A 16,104-nucleotide genomic window follows, 5' to 3' on the forward strand; every position below is an offset into this window, starting at 1 on the left:
TATATCGTATAATATTACTGCATAAAGGATGGGATAAAATGAAAAAAGTTAGAGTAAGATATGCACCTAGTCCAACAGGACTTCTTCATATCGGAAACGCAAGAAGTGCATTATTTAATTATCTATACGCACGTCATTTTGGCGGCGATTTTATTGTAAGAATAGAAGATACTGATGTTTTAAGAAATGTTGAAGGTGGAGAAGCATCTCAATTAAACTATCTTAATTGGTTAGGTTTAGAGTGGAATGAGTCACCTGATAAAGGTGGAGATTTTGGCCCTTATCGCCAATTAGAACGCCTTGATTTATATACAAAATATGCTAATGAATTACTAGAAAAAGGATTAGCATATAAGGATTTTAGAGAAGATAGTGAAACATATGCAATTCGTTTTAAAGTTCCAAGTGATGTGACTTATGCATTTGATGACATTGTGCGCGGGACTTTAAAATTTGAGAGCAAGGATGTTGAAGATTGGATTATCATGAAAGATAATGGAATTCCGACATATAACTTTGCGGTTGTTATTGACGATCATTTTATGGAAATCACACACGTTTTACGTGGTGAAGAACACATAACAAATACACCTAAACAATTAATGATATATGAAGCATTTAATTGGCAAGCACCACTTTTTGGACATATGACTATTATCGTCAATGAAGAAAAGAAAAAACTATCAAAAAGAGATAAAAATGTTATTCAATTTATTTCTGAGTATGAAAAGATAGGATATCTTCCAGAAGCAATGTTTAATTTTATTTCTCTATTGGGATGGTCTCCACAAGGCAACAAAGAAATCTTGAGTAAGGAAAACATTATTAAACAATTTGATCCCAAAAGATTATCAAAAGCACCTGCTATGTTTGATAAAGACAAATTAGCATTTATAAATAGTAAATATATTAAAAAGTTGACTATTGAAGCATTAGCTGAAAAATCTAAAATCTTCTTAGAAGAAGCAAACATTGAAATTAAATCTCAAAAATGGTTAGAACTATTGGTTACAGTTTTTCAAGATCGCATGAACTATATTGGAGAAATAGCTGAATTGTATCATGCATTTTTCCAACATGAATTTAAGCTTTCTGATGAAACATTCCAATTCTTGAAAGAAAATAATAGTTTATCTTTACTAGAATCATTTCATAATCATTTAAATGTATCTGATTTTCAAGTTGAATCAATTGAAGATGCAATCAAACAATCTGGTTTCGATACTGAAACTAAAGGCAAAGAATTATTTATGGGACTAAGAATAGCAACTACAGGAGATATGCATGGTCCTAGTCTTCCAGCGTCTCTAGCTTTATTAGGAAAAGAAAAAGTTATGAAGAGATTAGCACATACAATCGATAAACTTAGAGGTGAATCATGAAAAAAATAAAAGTTTTATTTATAGCAATTGCAGTTTTATTAGTATTAGCAGCTTGCGGCAGCAAAACTACAGCAACCGCAGAATTTATTGATGTAGTTGTTGATCAAACAAGTATTTCATTTAATGTAGAAATCACTGATTTAGATAATGAAATCACTGGATCAACTGTTGTTTATCTTTATAATACTGATGGAAACATTAGAAATCAAAAAACAATAGAAACAGAAGATGATTTATTAGATATTTATTTTTATGGTCTTGAAACAGAAACTGACTTTACTGTAAAAGTTATTGCAACTGTAGATAGAGATGCATTAGAAATAGGTGTGTATGAATTCAAAACGTTAACTTCAGAAGTAATTGTTATAAATACAGTTGAAGAATTTAATGCAATGATTGATAATAGAAATGGGAATTTCGAATTAGGTCAAGACATTGATTTTACAGATGTAGAATATATATCAGTATTTAATACATCAAGTCTTGCATTTGGTGGTGTATTTGATGGTAATGGATTTGCATTGAAAAATATCAATTTTGAAAGAATTTCAATGTATACTGGTGTATTTGGATATGTTTCATCAGGAATTATTAAAGATACAACATTTGAAAATGTAACAATTGGCACACTAGCAGAACCATTAACAACAACGACTTCTACAAGAGTAGGTATTGTTGCAGGTTATGTGACAAGTCAAACAGCTGAATTTGAAAATATTGTCATTAAAGATTCAACAATTGCTTTCTCAACATCTTCAACAATTCAAGCTTATATTGGGGCTGTTGCTGGAGAATTCAAAGGTACAATGAGTGGTGTTGAAATAACGAATACAAATATTAGCGTTACATCGACTTCATTTGGAACAATGAAAATTGGTGGTTCAGTTGCTTTAATAGGTGCAGATGCTGACATCAGTGAAGTTATCAGTGATGCAAACATTGATTTTAGTATCGCAGGAACAAACATAAGAGATGATGATTCATCTACAATGATAGGTGGTATTGTAGCACAACATGTTACTGGTGCTAATATCTCAGATGTTATTTATACAGGTGATATCAACGTTTCTCTAGATTATAATACACTTCCTGATACAGATAGAGGTATTTATACTTTATTTGTTGGTGGATTAATTGGTAAAGCAAATGATAGCATTTCAAATGCATATTTTAGTGGATCGATTTATGTGGACCATGAAAAAAATGAAAATGAAGCAGATGTTAGAAAACAATTTAGAATTGGTGGACTTATTGGATTTTATGAATCAAACAAACCTTCTAATCAAATCGCAAGACTTGATGGAGGAGAAATAGTACTTACAATTTCTGATGATGTTTTACTAGACGCATCACAAATATTTGGGTTCAATCGTTTTGGAGTTGCTAGTGATAAAGGTGTTAATGGAACAGAGAATCTTTCTATTAACGGTGTGACTCAAGTTCCTGAAGTTGGTATTAATAAGATAGATGACTTAGAAGCTTATTTCACAAGTCAATGGATTTTAGATAGTTTAACTGATTAATAATTTACGGCATTTCGGTGCCGTATTTTTTTTATCATCATGTTATAATAGAGACTGGAGGGTAAGTCCATGTTAATTTCAAAAACAAGATTTATTAATTATATAAGATGCGATAGATATCCTGCATTAGATGAAATCCATAGAGAAAAGAACAAGGCAGTTGTTTCTTTTTCTGAGCAAGATGATTTAAGTGACTTAATGAGCAAAGAGAACGAAGCTAAAATAAGTGTTTTACTCGAGTCTATGATTGATGAGCATAATGAAGATATTTTAGTTAAAACAAATCCGCAAATGGAAACTATGCTTAAATATTATAATGAAATCGAAATGATTAGTGGTCGTATTATAGAGCGTAAATTTAAAGGCGATACCATTTATGCACTTGATACATTTGATCAAAAAAGATTTGAGTACGAATTAGAGGGCTATAGATTTTATTGCTTTCTAGATGGTTATCAAGAAGATAAAGATACGATTCGTATTTTTGAAGTAAAATCAACTACATCAAAGAAGTTTTTAGATATGACATTTAAATTAGATGATCAAAGACTAAGTGTTTTTGAATACAGTCCAGAATCTATATTAATGTTAAGAGAAGATTTAGGTCTAGAAGTTAATGAAGATTATCATAAAAAATTAAAAAAACTAAGAAATAGATTATCAAAAGAAGGTAGATATTTCTACGATATCGCCTATCAAAGATATGTTTTAGAACACACGTTGAAAACTGATAAAAATGTAAAATATTATTTAGGTGTTTTAAATAGTAAATATGTACATCAAGGTTTAGTAGATGACCAAAATAAGCCGATTTATAGTGATGATTTAATTACTTTTATTGATGTCACTGAATTTACAAAAAGTATGATGTCTATTATAGAAAAAGATCAAAAGATTGTCATGGATAGATTAGATGAAATGAATGCCAATCCTGTAGATTTAGGTCCTCATTGTCAAAGAAAAGATTCTAGAGAGTGTATATTTTATCCGATTTGTTATAAAAATATTCCAGCTAAAAACTCAATATTCACATATATTGATGGGCATCATGGATTTAAAGATGAGCTTGGTGAAAAGCATGACAGATTTGATTTAATCAATCAAGGATATTTAACCGCGTTTGATGTTCCATATAATTGGTTAAATAGAGAAAAAAATAAAGTACAAAGACAAGTTATGGATTCGAAAATAGCTTTTATGGAAAACCATAAAATCAAAGCTGCTATAGAATCTTTAAAATATCCGATTTATCATCTTGATTTTGAAACTTTCCCTTGTCCTCTTCCTAGATTTAAAGGAGAAACACCTTATACACAATCTTTATTCCAATATTCAATTCATATAGAACACAGCCCTGGTGTTTGTCATAAAGATCATGACAATTATGGGTTTATTGCTAAAACACATGATGATTTAAGAAGAGAATTAGTTGAGACTATGATTGATATTATTAAAGATGATGGTGGATCAATTATGGTTTACAATCAATCATTTGAACAAACCAGATTAAAAGAGATGGCAAAATTCTTTCCAGAGCATCAAGAAAGACTATTAGATATGGTGGATCGATTAGTTGATTTAATGGATTTTGTTAAAGGTAACAAGAAATTTTTTAAGAGTTTAGGATTTGATGACCAACAAGCTGATGGATTTTGTTATTACCATAATGATTTAAATGGTTCATTTTCTATTAAAAAAGTATTACCTGTATTTAGTCATTTAAAATATGATGGTATGCCTATTGGAAATGGAACTGATGCGCTTGTCGCATATGCTAATTTCCCATTTATGGAGAAAAAAGAGTTTGAACAAACCTATCAAGATTTATTAGAATATTGTAAACAAGACACATGGGCAATGGTAGAAATACTTGATGCTTTAAGAAAGCAAGTCAATTGATAAAAACCGCCCTTATTAAAGGGTGGTTTATTCTTTTATAAAGCCAAATCATAAAATTTGGCAAATATACGTTGTTTCCTTGTTATTTTCTATCATTTTTATTATAATAAAACAAAGAGGAGGTCTATATAATATGCTAAAAATTTATAACACACTATCTCAAAACATAGAAAACTTTGAGCCACACATTAAAAACAAGGTTAATATGTATGTTTGTGGGCCTACTGTCTATGGAGATATACATTTAGGAAATGCAAGACCAGTTATATTTTTTGATGTCGTGAAAAGATATTTAACCTATCTAGGATATGATGTACATTTTGTATCAAATATTACTGATATTGATGACAAGATTATTGAAAAAGCAAAAGCTTTAAAAATATCTGAAAAAGAATTAACTGACGATTATACAAAAAGATTTATAGATATGACATTATCTCTAGGTAGTGTATTACCAGATGAACTTCCAAAAGCTACGAATTTTGTAGAGTTTATGATTACTTACATTAAAGAATTAGTTGAACAAGGTTCTGCATATCAAACATCAAGTGGTGTTTATTTTAGAGTGCTATCTGTTAAAGATTATGGCATTTTAAGCAAACAAAACATGGATGAATTAAATGAAGGTGTAAGAATTGATCTTGATCAAGAAAAAGAAAATCCAAGAGATTTTAGTTTATGGAAAAATACTACAGAAGGACTTAATTATGACAGTCCTTGGGGAAAAGGTAGACCAGGATGGCACACAGAATGTGCTGTCATGAATCACGAAATATTTAAAACTGAAATAGATATTCATGGTGGAGGTAGTGACCTTAAATTTCCTCATCATGAAAATGAAATAGCCCAAACAGTTGCTCATGACCATCATCATTTAGCTAAGTATTGGATGCACGTTGGAAGACTTAATGTTGATGAAGTTAAAATGAGTAAATCGATTGGAAATATTACTTTAGTAAAAGATTTGCTTGAAGTATATGAACCATATGCATTTAGATTACTGATGATTAATCATCATTATCGTCAACCTATCAATTACACTCATGATTTGATGATACAATTTTCTAAAGAATATGATAAAATAAAAAGAACACTAAAAAAAGCATTTTTAATGCTCTCTTTAGAGAATGTAGACATTAAAGACGTTGATGAACACATAATGAATGAGTTTAAGGATTATATGAATCAAGATTTTAACATACCAAATGTTATCACTTTAGTTTATGATGTCTTAAAACAAATTAATAAAGAGAAAGATATTCAAAGAATTGCATTATTATATCAAAGCGTGAAAACCATGTTAGATATCCTAGGCATTATGCCACTATATTCACTTGAAGATGAAACATTAATTATGTATAGACAATGGGAAGAAGCAAGACATCAAAAAAACTTCCAATTAGCAGATCAATTAAGAGATCAATTAAGCAAAAGAGGATGGATGTAATTGAACGGACTAACATTAGCTTATATCGGAGATGCATATTACGAATTATATATTAGAAGATATCTCATCGATAAAAAAATCACAAATGTAAATCAATTACATAAAACAGCGATAAAATATACTCAAGGAGACTCGCAATCTAAAATTGTGATGTCATTTATTGAAACTAATGAATTAAATGAAGACGAATTATCACTTTATAAACGAGGGCGTAACGCAAGTGGGCCTGGAAGAAAAAACACGAATGCACAAACATACCACCAAGCTACAGGTTTTGAATCTTTAATCGGTGGATTGTATCTAGAAAATTTAAATAGATGTGATGAATTGATTATAAAAGCCATTAAACTTATTGAAAGTGGAGATTTGAATGGAAAAAACAGTTAATAAAAAATTAAATAAAAATCAATCTCAAGACTTAAAAGAGTTAATTGATGGCAATGGACCAAAAAAACAAAAAGGGCCTAAAACGATTATCAAAGAAGATTTGATAAAAATGAAAGGCGATCCATTAGGTCTTCATGTACCTCTTGATGATGAACCACGCGAAAGTCTAAATGTTGATCGTAAAATTAAAAGTAAAGATGAAATAGTTGTTGAACGCTACAATCCAGAAATAAATCTAGGGTTAACTACAGAAGAAGTTGAACTTAGACAAATGGCAGGACTTGCGAATATCAGTGATACTGGTAGTTCAAAGAGTGTAACGACTATTGTAACGTCTAATATTTTTACATTTTTTAATTTCTTAAACTTTGGTATTGCTGCTTGGCTAATATCTGTTGGAGCAAGCATTACTAATATTTTATTCATGGGCGTAATCACAGCAAATATAACCATTGGGATTATCCAAGAAATTAGAGCGAAAAAAACAATTGATAAACTATCACTTTTATCGGCACCTACAGCTATTGTCAAGCGTGATTCTGATGAAGTTGAAATTGGCGTGTTTGATGTTGTTATTGATGATATTTTATTTTTAAGTTCAGGAAAACAAATTCCAGCTGATGCAGTTGTCAGAGAAGGCATAGTAGAAGTTAATGAATCTTTATTAACCGGTGAATCTGATCCAATCATTAAACGTAAAGGTGATACACTTTATTCAGGATCATTTATTATATCAGGCTCATGTCATGCTCAAGTTACCGCAGTAGGCAAGGATATCTATATCCAAAAATTAACAAATCAAGCTAAAAAATATAAAAAACCTAATTCTGATTTACTAGGATCTCTAAAAATTATTATACGTACAGTTGGCGCACTGATTTTACCATTAGCTGCTACACTATTTTATTTAATGTGGTCACAAGTAGAATGGGCTGCAGGTATTACATTTGCTGAACAATTAGGAACACCTGAGTATCAAGAAATAGTTATTAAAACTGCAGGTGCAATGATTGGGATGATTCCATCTGGATTATTCTTATTAACTTCAATGGCTCTTGCTGTTGGTGTTATTCGACTTGCTCAAAACAATACACTTGTTCAAGAATTATATTGTATTGAAATGCTTGCAAGAGTTGATACACTTTGTCTAGATAAAACAGGAACCATCACAGATGGTACCATGACAGTTAAAAGTATTATTGAATATAAAAATGATTCTGGTGTAACCTTAAAAAATGTAGTTTCAGCAATGTTAAATGCTCAAAACGACACAAATCTTACATCTGAAGCATTAAAAGAAAGATTTGGAACTGCAAAAAGATATAGATTTAAAGAAATCATTCCATTTTCTAGTTCAAGAAAATATAGTGCAGTTCAATTTGATAGATATGGAACATTTGCGATAGGCGCACCTGAATTTGTGATTAGAGAAGGCTTTAGTCAAATAGCATCTGAAGTAGACAAACAATCTCTTGAAGGTTATCGAGTATTAGTTGTTGGACATACTGATGGTGAAATTGTCGATAATAAACTTCAAGGTAAAGTAAAACCAATTGCATTAATTATGATTGAAGATACGATTAGACCTGATGCGATTGAAACTATTGAATACTTTAAATCTCATAATGTAGATGTTAAAGTTATTTCAGGTGATAATCCTCAAACAGTGTCACGCATCTCACAAAGAGCAAATATAGATAATGCAGATAAATTCATATCTTTAGAAGGTATGCAAGATAAAGAAGTTGTTCGTTCAGCTTCAAGATACACCGTCTTTGGGCGTGTGTCACCACATCAAAAGAAATTGTTAATTGAATCACTGAAAAACAATGGACGCACAGTCGCAATGACTGGTGATGGTGTCAATGACATCTTAGCTTTAAAAGAGGCTGACACATCCATTGCGATGGCTTCTGGTAGTGAAGCAGCAAGAAACGTATCGCATTTAGTTTTACTAGATTCAAATTTCTCATCAATGCCTAAGGTTGTTAGTGAAGGTAGAAGAGTTATTAATAATGTGCAAAGAGTTTCTACACTATTTTTAACGAAGACAATGTTTTCATTCTTACTAGCAATCGTTGCGATTATCAGATCAGGATATTATCCAATCAGTCCATCACAACTTGTTTTAATTGATTATCTAGTCATTGGTATTCCATCATTTTTCTTAGCATTAGAACCTAATAATAAACAAGTTAAAGGTAAGTTTTTACAAAACATTATTAAAGCAGCTCTGCCAGGTGCATTAGTTGTTATGATAAACAGTTTAATTATCTTTGGATTTGAAGGTGTTCTAGCGATGGATTCAATTGTTGTATCCACATTAATTGTTCTATCAGCTACAGTAACCTCTCTAACAGTATTATTTAGAGTCTCAGCACCATTTAATAAGATGAGAAGAACTTTATTCATCCTAATGGTTGCAATCTTCTTATTCCTTGTTTTAATGACACCACAGTTCTTTGATTTTGCACCATTCTTTAGACAAGATATTATGATTGCTGAACCACTTACTGTTTCACAAATCTTATTATTGATTGTATTAGCTCAAGCAACATTCCCACTCATGTATGTTTTAACAAATATGCTTGGATGGATTAAGACATTTATTAAAACAACTTTAAACAAATTAGCAGATATGCAATAAGAAAAAGGCGCATAAGCGCCTTTTGAATCTTATTTTATCAAAATATTATCAGATTTATAAACCTATCCTTTTTATAATGAACCTGGAGGGATCAAGATGATTGTTTATGGAAAAAACGTAATTAGAGAAGCAGTTTATGCCAAAAGACCATTTTTTAATATGTACATTGATCACAAATTTAGTGATTATAAATTTTTAACATTTCTAAAAGATAATGATATTAGATTTGAAAGAGTTTCAAAAGAAAGATTAAACGAACTTACCTCAAATGCTAATCATCAAGGTATTGTTTCAAATGTTCAAGATTATGAAACTTATACATTAGAAAGTATTGTTAAAGATGATGTTTTACAAAGATTTATCATATTAGATGGTATTGAAGATCCGCATAATTTAGGAGCTATCTTGCGTAGTGCAGAAGCTACTAAGCTTACAGGGATTATTATGAGTAAAAAAGGACAAGTTCAATTAAACGCAACAGTTGCAAAAGTTTCTTCTGGAGCAATAGAACATGTGCCTGTCATCCTAGTTTCAAATATTAATCAAGCAATCTTAAAACTAAAAGAACATAATGTGTGTGTAGTGGGAACAGATGGGAATACTGATCTCACTTATGAAATGATGCCATTAGAAAAATCTTTAGCTGTCGTTTTAGGAAACGAGGGTGAAGGGATGAGACCTTTAGTTAAAAAGCATTGTGATATGTTGGTTAAAATTCCAATGTATGGAAAAATCAATTCATTAAATGTTAGCGTCGCAGCGGCGTTAATGATGTATAAGATGATCTAATATGATATATAAAATCATGAACGATTATGAACTTGTGTATTTAATAAGAACACAAAGAGATTCAATCGCTTTTGATTTCCTCTTTTTAAAGTATAAAAAATTTATTTGGAAATATATCCATTTAATGCGTATTGAGTATAAAGAACAAGATGATTTTTTTCAAGAAGGCATCTTAACTTTATATAAAGCAGTAGAAACATTTGATGAATCAAAAAACAAAACATTTACTAGATATTTTGAACTTATATTAAGAAGACATTTTTATCATTTGATATATAAGCTGCCAAAATATATGTTATATGAAGATTCAAATTTCATGTCTTGTTTTGGTTACGAAGAAAAAACAGATGATATAGATTTGATTGATTCTTGCTCATTATTTGAAAAAAGTATCTATCAATATTATTTTATAGAAAAACAAGCAGTTCAAAAAATATCAGATAAATTGGCATGTGAGCCTAAAAAAATCTATAATGCAATCTTTCGTATCAAAGAAAAATATAAAAATATGATATAATGATGAATAGTATTGACTAAGTCATTTATAAGTGTTAAAATACACTTGCTATAAATGACCACAAGGAGTGGTTTTTTAATGCGTGAAAAAATAATATTAGTGTGCTCAGAATGTCTGAGTAGAAATTACACATCGACAAAAAATAAACAGACACAAAAAGAGCGAATTGAAATTAAGAAGTTTTGTCCAAGATGTAATAAGCATACACTACATAAGGAAAGTAAATAGGAGGCTTATATGGCAATCAAACAAAAAAATGAAGAACAAAAAAGTAAATTACTTGAGGTTCTAACAACAGAATATAAATGGGAGAATTTATTATTAGGAATCCTAGCTACGATTTCAGCAGCTTTAGCCCTAATGATTATTAGTGGTAATACATTACTACAAATTAGACCAGATTTTCCAATATTAGGTGAAGGAAACAACGGGCTAATCTTTGCTTGGGTTTTATTTGTAATCTCAATTTTTGGGCTTATCTTAGTTATTTATCCATTCTTTTTACCAGCAATTCCAGAACTTAGAAAAATCTCTTGGGCAAAATGGCCTAAATTTTTAGATAATGCAGTTAGAGTTCTAATTTTCTTATTCATATTAACAGGAGTTATCTTCTTATATAATATGCTTATCATTAGACTGTTAGGTGGAATTCTATGAGTCAAAAGGTAAGATGGTACATTATTCAAACCTATTCAGGGTATGAAAATGCTGTCAAACTTGACTTAGAACGACGTGTCGAAAGTATGGGAATGGGTGACTTTATATTTAGAGTTATTGTTCCTGAAGAAACAGTTATTGAAAAGAAAGCTGACGGTAAAGAAAAAGAGAAGGTCAAACAATTATTTCCTGGCTATGTATTTGTGGAAATGGAAGTTACTGATGAGTCTTGGTTTGTTGTAAGAAATACACCAAGAGTTACAGGGTTCTTAGGATCTTCAGGTGGAGGAACTAAACCAGTTCCACTTGCAGCTGACGAAATCAATCAAATTTTATTAAAAATTGGAGTTATTTCTAAACCTACATATGATCATTTATTAGGTAAAACAGTTGAAATTATTGCAGGGGCTTATATTGGCTTAAAAGGCGAAGTTTCTACAATTGATAACGATCAAGAAAAAGTTGTTGTAAATATTGATTTATTTGGTAGAGCTACACCAACAGAACTTGATGCACATGAAGTTAAAGAATTATCTTAACAACGATAAAAATAACAACTGTAATCTTAAAGGATTGCAGTTTTTTATTTTTTATTGCAATAAATAAACTTAAATAATTGCAAAAATTGAAGTATTATGTTATAAATATATTTAGTGTATTCTATAAAGAATCATATAAAAATATTGGAGGAATTAAAAATGAAAATAGAAATTTGGTCAGATTTTGCTTGTCCGTTTTGCTATATAGGTAAAACTAGATTTGAAACAGCATTAAAACAATTTAAAAACAAAGGTGAAGTTGAAGTGGTTTATAAAGCATACCAACTTAATCCATACGCACCTAAAACAATGGAAGGTAGCGCATATGAAGCTTTTGCTAAAGGTCATAACATGACAGTAAAAGAAGCAAAAGACAGATTTAAAATGTTTGAACAAAATGCAAAAACAGTAGGTCTTACTTATAACTACGATATCATTCAAATGACAAATACTTTCGATGCGCATCGTTTAGCTAAATTTGCAAGTACAAAAAACTTAGAAGAAAAACTAACAACTAGATTAATGAAAGCATATTTTACTGATGGAAAAAATCTATCTGATATAGATACATTAGTTGAACTTGCAACAGAAGTTGGTTTAGATCAAAATCAAGTAAATGAAGTATTATCATCGACTCAATTTAAAGATGAAGTAACAGCACAAATTGAAGAAGCTAGAAAAGTTGGTGTACAAGGTGTTCCGTTTTTTGTAATCAATAGAAAATATGGTGTATCAGGAGCACAACAAACAGAATACTTTACTCAAGTTTTAGAACAAATTTGGCAAGAAGATCACGCTGTTCAAACATTAAAAGATCAAGATGATAGCCAATCTTGTAATGATGAAGGTTGTGAATTTTAATTAGATATTTTTCATATTAGTTTCTTAATGTTTTGGCTCGTGATATAATCAAGGAAAAGAAAGAGGGCTATTCATGAGACTATTGGGAAATATTATTTGGTTTGTTTTTGGGGGATTCATAGCTTCAATTTTATGGGTCATTTTAGGTGTTCTTTTGGCTATTACTATCATTGGATTGCCGCTAGCATCACAATGTTTTAAATTTGCAGAATTAGTACTTACTCCTTTTGGAAAAGATGTTAGATTAAACTTTGATAAACACCCAATAGCTAATCTTATATGGGTAATCTTTTTTGGTTGGGAAATGGCGATTGGATACCTTGGTATCGCGCTATTTTTTGCAGTTACAATTATAGGTATACCTTTTGCAATTCAATGGGCTAAGTTGACAAAACTAGCTCTATTTCCGTTCGGTTCAAAAATAAGATAGATTAAAGCCGGTTTTGGTTGACTTTTGCTTATCTTATGATATAATTATATCGCGTGTGAAAACACACCATAGTGGAAGATTAAATTCATACCACATACTTATGTAAAGAAGGAGGTTGTGTCTCATGGCAAAAAAAGTTGTAAAAATAGTTAAATTACAAATTCAAGCAGGAAAAGCTAACCCAGCTCCACCGGTCGGTCCAGCACTTGGTCAAGCGCAAGTTAACATTCCAGCATTTTGTTCTCAATTTAACGAAGCAACCAAAGATCAAATGGGCTTTGTTGTTCCAGTTGTGATCTCGGTATATGATGACCGTACGTTCACATTTGTAACAAAAACGCCACCTGCAAGTGACTTGTTAAAGAAAGCTGCAAATATTAAATCTGGATCAGGTAACTCTCTGAAAGATAAAGTTGCAACAGTAACAAAAGCACAAATTAAAGAAATTGCAGAAAGAAAGATGCCTGACTTAAATGCGTACTCTGTAGAAGCAGCAATGAAAATCATTGAAGGTACTGCACGCAATATGGGTATCGTAGTAGAAAAGTAAGAAAATTTAGATGATTAGCTATCTAAATTGTGGGAGGATATCCCGCTAGACCACATTTTAGGAGGAAGAATATGAAAAGAGGAAAGAAATACCAAGATGCAGCTAAACTTATTGATAAAGAAAATAAGTATGCAATTGACGAAGCTGTTGCATTAGTCAAAAAAACCTCATTTGTTAAGTTCGATGCTACTGTTGAAGCAGCATTCCGCTTGAATCTTGATCCAAGAAAAGCAGAACAAAACTTAAGAGGCGCAATCGTTTTACCACATGGTACAGGTAAAGTTTCCACTGTTGTAGTTATCGCACAAGGTGAAAAAGCTAAAGAAGCTGAAGCAGCTGGTGCAGATTTTGTTGGAGATACTGAATTAATCCAAAAAATCGCTGGAGGCTGGTTTGACTTTGATGTCATGGTAGCAACCCCAGATATGATGGCTCAATTAGGTAAACTTGGTCGTATTTTAGGACCAAAAGGCTTAATGCCAAATCCTAAAACAGGAACTGTAACAATGGACGTAACAAAAGCCGTTCATGAAATTAAAAATGGTAAAATCGAATATCGTGTTGATAAAGTAGGAAATATTCATGCACCAGTTGGCCGTATATCATTTGATGATGCAAAATTGGTTGAAAATTTCAAAACACTTTACAATGTGTTAGCAAGATTAAAACCAGCTACCGTTAAAGGTGTATATATGAAGAATATTACAATTACTTCATCTATGGCTCCTGGTATCAAAGTATCACAAGATTCACTTAAAGCTTAACAAATAATTAAATTATACCAAAGACAGTAGGTGTCACAAGACTTAATTTCCTACCGAGGTGATAGAAATTCACTTTCTCTCTCTTTTGTCTTTGGCATAAGAGAGATTTTATTTTACAAAGGAGGCATTTCATGCAAAAAGCAAATATTGAACGTAAAGCAGAAGCAGTACGTGAACTAAGTGAAAAACTTAGCCGTGCAACAACAGTTGTAGCTTTCGATTATCCTGGCTTAACAGTTGAACAATTCACAAAGTTACGTAGTCAGTTAAGAGAAGCAAACTGTGAAGTTACTGTTTACAAGAACAATATCACCAAAAGAGCATCGATTGCTGCTGGATTTGAAGAATTAGCGGATACTTTTGTAGGCGCTAAAGCTCTAGCAATCAGTTATGATGATGTTGTTGCCCCTGCTAAGATTATTTATGATTTTGCAAAAGAGTCAAAAGTCGTAAAAATCGCTGCAGGTATCGTAGAAGGTAAATTAGCAGACCTTGACATGTTAAATGAATTAGCTACATTGCCATCGAGAGAAACGATGTTAACAATGTTAGCAGTAGGTTTATTAACTCCACTGAAAGAATTAGCAGTAGGACTTAATATGATTAGTAGTGAAGAACAACCACAACAATAATTAGGAGGAAATATAAAATGGCTAAATTAACAAAAGCAGCTTTCATTGAAGCTTTAAAAGAAATGACATTATTAGAAATTAAGGAATTAGTAGATGGTTTAAAAGAAGAATTCGGTATCGACCCAACAGCGGTAGCAGCAGCTCCAGCAGCGGCAGCAGCAGCTGAAGAAGAACAAACTGAATTTGATGTAATTCTTAAGACATTCGGTTCAACTAAAATTGCAGTAATTAAGATCGTACGTGAAGTAACTGGTCTTGGATTAGCAGATGCTAAGAAATTAACAGAAACAGCAGATGCAGTAATTAAAGAAAAGATTAAGAAAGAAGACGCTGACGCTTTAAAAGATAGATTACAAGAAGCAGGCGCAACTGTTGAAGTTAAATAATTATTAATTCAATTGAAGATTTAACCTGAGATACGATCTCGGGTTTTTTCGCCGTCAAAGGGGGAACCATGAGTCACTATTTTGAGAATGATGAAAACTTGAATCATGACATTAGAAAAAAAGAAATTTTTATTAATGATATCCGCTTTGAGTTCTTTACAGACCGAGGTGTCTTTAGTAAGGAAAATTTAGATTTTGGAACAAGACAGCTACTAAAACGCATCAAAGTAAAACCAAATATCAAAACAGCAATTGATATGGGATGTGGATATGGACCTATAGGTATTTATCTAGCAAAGATGAATCCTAATGCTCATATTTACATGTATGATGTAAATTCAAGAGCTATAGATCTTGCAAAAAAAAATAGCGAGATAAATCAAGTAACTAATACGACTATCGAAAAAAGTTATTTATTTGAGCATGTCGTAGTAAATGCTGATTTGATTATCACAAACCCACCGATTAGAGCAGGCAAAGATGTTGTGTACGATTTGTATGAACAAAGCTATTTGCATCTCAATCAAGGAGGAAGTTTCTATTGTGTTATACAGAAGAAACAAGGGGCAGCATCGACATATAAAAAATTAGTGGATTTATTCTCTAATTGTGTGATTGTTGCGAAAGAAAAAGGATATTGGATTCTTTTGTCTAAAAAAGCCTAATATCGATTGACTATTTACAATATATATGA

At 31.2% G+C, this 16,104-nt stretch carries 18 protein-coding genes and 1 other annotated feature; all 18 genes read left to right on the forward strand.

The features are described from left to right. Positions 1–38 precede the first annotated feature (38 nt). Positions 39–1,382 (forward strand): glutamate--tRNA ligase, encoded by a 1,344-nt coding sequence (gene gltX / locus MPAN_RS01500; RefSeq protein ID WP_176239693.1) that lies wholly within the window; start codon positions 39–41, stop codon positions 1,380–1,382. Beyond that, on the forward strand, positions 1,379–2,905 hold the full coding sequence (locus tag MPAN_RS01505; RefSeq protein WP_176239692.1) for an LptM family lipoprotein: 1,527 nt from the start codon (positions 1,379–1,381) through the stop codon (positions 2,903–2,905). Before gltX ends, MPAN_RS01505 begins: the two co-directional genes overlap by 4 nt. A 69-nt stretch (positions 2,906–2,974) precedes the next feature. Then, positions 2,975–4,804 (forward strand): DUF2779 domain-containing protein, encoded by a 1,830-nt coding sequence (locus MPAN_RS01510; protein WP_176239691.1) that lies wholly within the window; start codon positions 2,975–2,977, stop codon positions 4,802–4,804. Between the two features lie 133 nt (positions 4,805–4,937). Next, complete coding sequence (cysS, locus tag MPAN_RS01515; protein ID WP_176239690.1) at positions 4,938–6,251, forward strand: cysteine--tRNA ligase; 1,314 nt, start codon at positions 4,938–4,940, stop codon at positions 6,249–6,251. After that, entirely contained in the window at positions 6,252–6,638 is a 387-nt protein-coding gene (locus tag MPAN_RS01520; protein WP_176239689.1) for a Mini-ribonuclease 3, read from the forward strand. After that, entirely contained in the window at positions 6,622–9,285 is a 2,664-nt protein-coding gene (locus MPAN_RS01525; protein ID WP_176239688.1) for an HAD-IC family P-type ATPase, read from the forward strand. Before MPAN_RS01520 ends, MPAN_RS01525 begins: the two co-directional genes overlap by 17 nt. Positions 9,286–9,381: 96 nt before the next feature. Beyond that, positions 9,382–10,074 carry a 23S rRNA (guanosine(2251)-2'-O)-methyltransferase RlmB gene (gene rlmB, locus MPAN_RS01530; RefSeq protein WP_176239687.1) on the forward strand — a complete coding sequence of 231 codons (693 nt, stop codon included), beginning with the start codon at positions 9,382–9,384 and terminating at the stop codon, positions 10,072–10,074. A 1-nt stretch (position 10,075) separates the two neighbouring features. Continuing rightward, positions 10,076–10,591, forward strand: a complete 516-nt coding sequence (locus MPAN_RS01535) for a sigma-70 family RNA polymerase sigma factor (RefSeq protein WP_176239686.1) — start codon at positions 10,076–10,078, stop codon at positions 10,589–10,591. Between the two features lie 78 nt (positions 10,592–10,669). After that, positions 10,670–10,819 carry a 50S ribosomal protein L33 gene (gene rpmG, locus MPAN_RS01540; protein ID WP_106699573.1) on the forward strand — a complete coding sequence of 50 codons (150 nt, stop codon included), beginning with the start codon at positions 10,670–10,672 and terminating at the stop codon, positions 10,817–10,819. 9 nt (positions 10,820–10,828) lie between these two features. Next, positions 10,829–11,248: a preprotein translocase subunit SecE gene (locus MPAN_RS01545; RefSeq protein WP_176239685.1), complete on the forward strand. Its 420-nt coding sequence runs from the start codon at positions 10,829–10,831 to the stop codon at positions 11,246–11,248. Further along, positions 11,245–11,787 (forward strand): transcription termination/antitermination protein NusG, encoded by a 543-nt coding sequence (gene nusG / locus MPAN_RS01550; protein ID WP_176239684.1) that lies wholly within the window; start codon positions 11,245–11,247, stop codon positions 11,785–11,787. Before MPAN_RS01545 ends, nusG begins: the two co-directional genes overlap by 4 nt. Before the next feature lie 159 nt (positions 11,788–11,946). Next, positions 11,947–12,648, forward strand: coding sequence for a DsbA family oxidoreductase (locus tag MPAN_RS01555; RefSeq protein ID WP_176239683.1), 702 nt, complete (start codon positions 11,947–11,949; stop codon positions 12,646–12,648). A gap of 73 nt (positions 12,649–12,721) precedes the next feature. Next, on the forward strand, positions 12,722–13,078 hold the full coding sequence (locus MPAN_RS01560; protein WP_176239682.1) for a YccF domain-containing protein: 357 nt from the start codon (positions 12,722–12,724) through the stop codon (positions 13,076–13,078). A 124-nt stretch (positions 13,079–13,202) separates the two neighbouring features. After that, complete coding sequence (rplK, locus tag MPAN_RS01565; RefSeq protein WP_176239681.1) at positions 13,203–13,628, forward strand: 50S ribosomal protein L11; 426 nt, start codon at positions 13,203–13,205, stop codon at positions 13,626–13,628. A gap of 71 nt (positions 13,629–13,699) precedes the next feature. Further along, on the forward strand, positions 13,700–14,392 hold the full coding sequence (rplA, locus tag MPAN_RS01570) for a 50S ribosomal protein L1 (RefSeq protein ID WP_176239680.1): 693 nt from the start codon (positions 13,700–13,702) through the stop codon (positions 14,390–14,392). After that, positions 14,392–14,513 (forward strand) — a sequence feature (ribosomal protein L10 leader region). Its footprint overlaps the gene before it by 1 nt. Before the next feature lie 10 nt (positions 14,514–14,523). Then, a complete protein-coding gene (rplJ, locus tag MPAN_RS01575) occupies positions 14,524–15,024 on the forward strand; it encodes a 50S ribosomal protein L10 (RefSeq protein ID WP_176239679.1) in 501 nt (166 codons plus the stop codon). A 17-nt stretch (positions 15,025–15,041) separates the two neighbouring features. Next, positions 15,042–15,410, forward strand: a complete 369-nt coding sequence (gene rplL / locus MPAN_RS01580) for a 50S ribosomal protein L7/L12 (RefSeq protein WP_176239678.1) — start codon at positions 15,042–15,044, stop codon at positions 15,408–15,410. A gap of 68 nt (positions 15,411–15,478) precedes the next feature. After that, positions 15,479–16,075 (forward strand): class I SAM-dependent methyltransferase, encoded by a 597-nt coding sequence (locus MPAN_RS01585; RefSeq protein WP_176239677.1) that lies wholly within the window; start codon positions 15,479–15,481, stop codon positions 16,073–16,075. Positions 16,076–16,104 lie beyond the last annotated feature (29 nt).

It is taken from the genome of Mariniplasma anaerobium, assembly GCF_016865445.1.
GTDB lineage: Bacteria > Bacillota_I > Bacilli_A > Acholeplasmatales > Acholeplasmataceae > Mariniplasma > Mariniplasma anaerobium.

Bases quoted from the DNA above. Each gene is read 5' to 3' on its own strand.
- gltX (WP_176239693.1), top strand. From the start codon at position 39: ATGAAAAAAGTTAGAGTAAGATATGCACCTAGTCCAACAGGACTTCTT.
- MPAN_RS01505 (WP_176239692.1), top strand. From the start codon at position 1,379: ATGAAAAAAATAAAAGTTTTATTTATAGCAATTGCAGTTTTATTAGTA.
- MPAN_RS01510 (WP_176239691.1), top strand. From the start codon at position 2,975: ATGTTAATTTCAAAAACAAGATTTATTAATTATATAAGATGCGATAGA.
- cysS (WP_176239690.1), top strand. From the start codon at position 4,938: ATGCTAAAAATTTATAACACACTATCTCAAAACATAGAAAACTTTGAG.
- MPAN_RS01525 (WP_176239688.1), top strand. From the start codon at position 6,622: ATGGAAAAAACAGTTAATAAAAAATTAAATAAAAATCAATCTCAAGAC.
- rlmB (WP_176239687.1), top strand. From the start codon at position 9,382: ATGATTGTTTATGGAAAAAACGTAATTAGAGAAGCAGTTTATGCCAAA.
- MPAN_RS01535 (WP_176239686.1), top strand. From the start codon at position 10,076: ATGATATATAAAATCATGAACGATTATGAACTTGTGTATTTAATAAGA.
- rpmG (WP_106699573.1), top strand. From the start codon at position 10,670: ATGCGTGAAAAAATAATATTAGTGTGCTCAGAATGTCTGAGTAGAAAT.
- MPAN_RS01545 (WP_176239685.1), top strand. From the start codon at position 10,829: ATGGCAATCAAACAAAAAAATGAAGAACAAAAAAGTAAATTACTTGAG.
- nusG (WP_176239684.1), top strand. From the start codon at position 11,245: ATGAGTCAAAAGGTAAGATGGTACATTATTCAAACCTATTCAGGGTAT.
- MPAN_RS01555 (WP_176239683.1), top strand. From the start codon at position 11,947: ATGAAAATAGAAATTTGGTCAGATTTTGCTTGTCCGTTTTGCTATATA.
- MPAN_RS01560 (WP_176239682.1), top strand. From the start codon at position 12,722: ATGAGACTATTGGGAAATATTATTTGGTTTGTTTTTGGGGGATTCATA.
- rplK (WP_176239681.1), top strand. From the start codon at position 13,203: ATGGCAAAAAAAGTTGTAAAAATAGTTAAATTACAAATTCAAGCAGGA.
- rplA (WP_176239680.1), top strand. From the start codon at position 13,700: ATGAAAAGAGGAAAGAAATACCAAGATGCAGCTAAACTTATTGATAAA.
- rplJ (WP_176239679.1), top strand. From the start codon at position 14,524: ATGCAAAAAGCAAATATTGAACGTAAAGCAGAAGCAGTACGTGAACTA.
- rplL (WP_176239678.1), top strand. From the start codon at position 15,042: ATGGCTAAATTAACAAAAGCAGCTTTCATTGAAGCTTTAAAAGAAATG.
- MPAN_RS01585 (WP_176239677.1), top strand. From the start codon at position 15,479: ATGAGTCACTATTTTGAGAATGATGAAAACTTGAATCATGACATTAGA.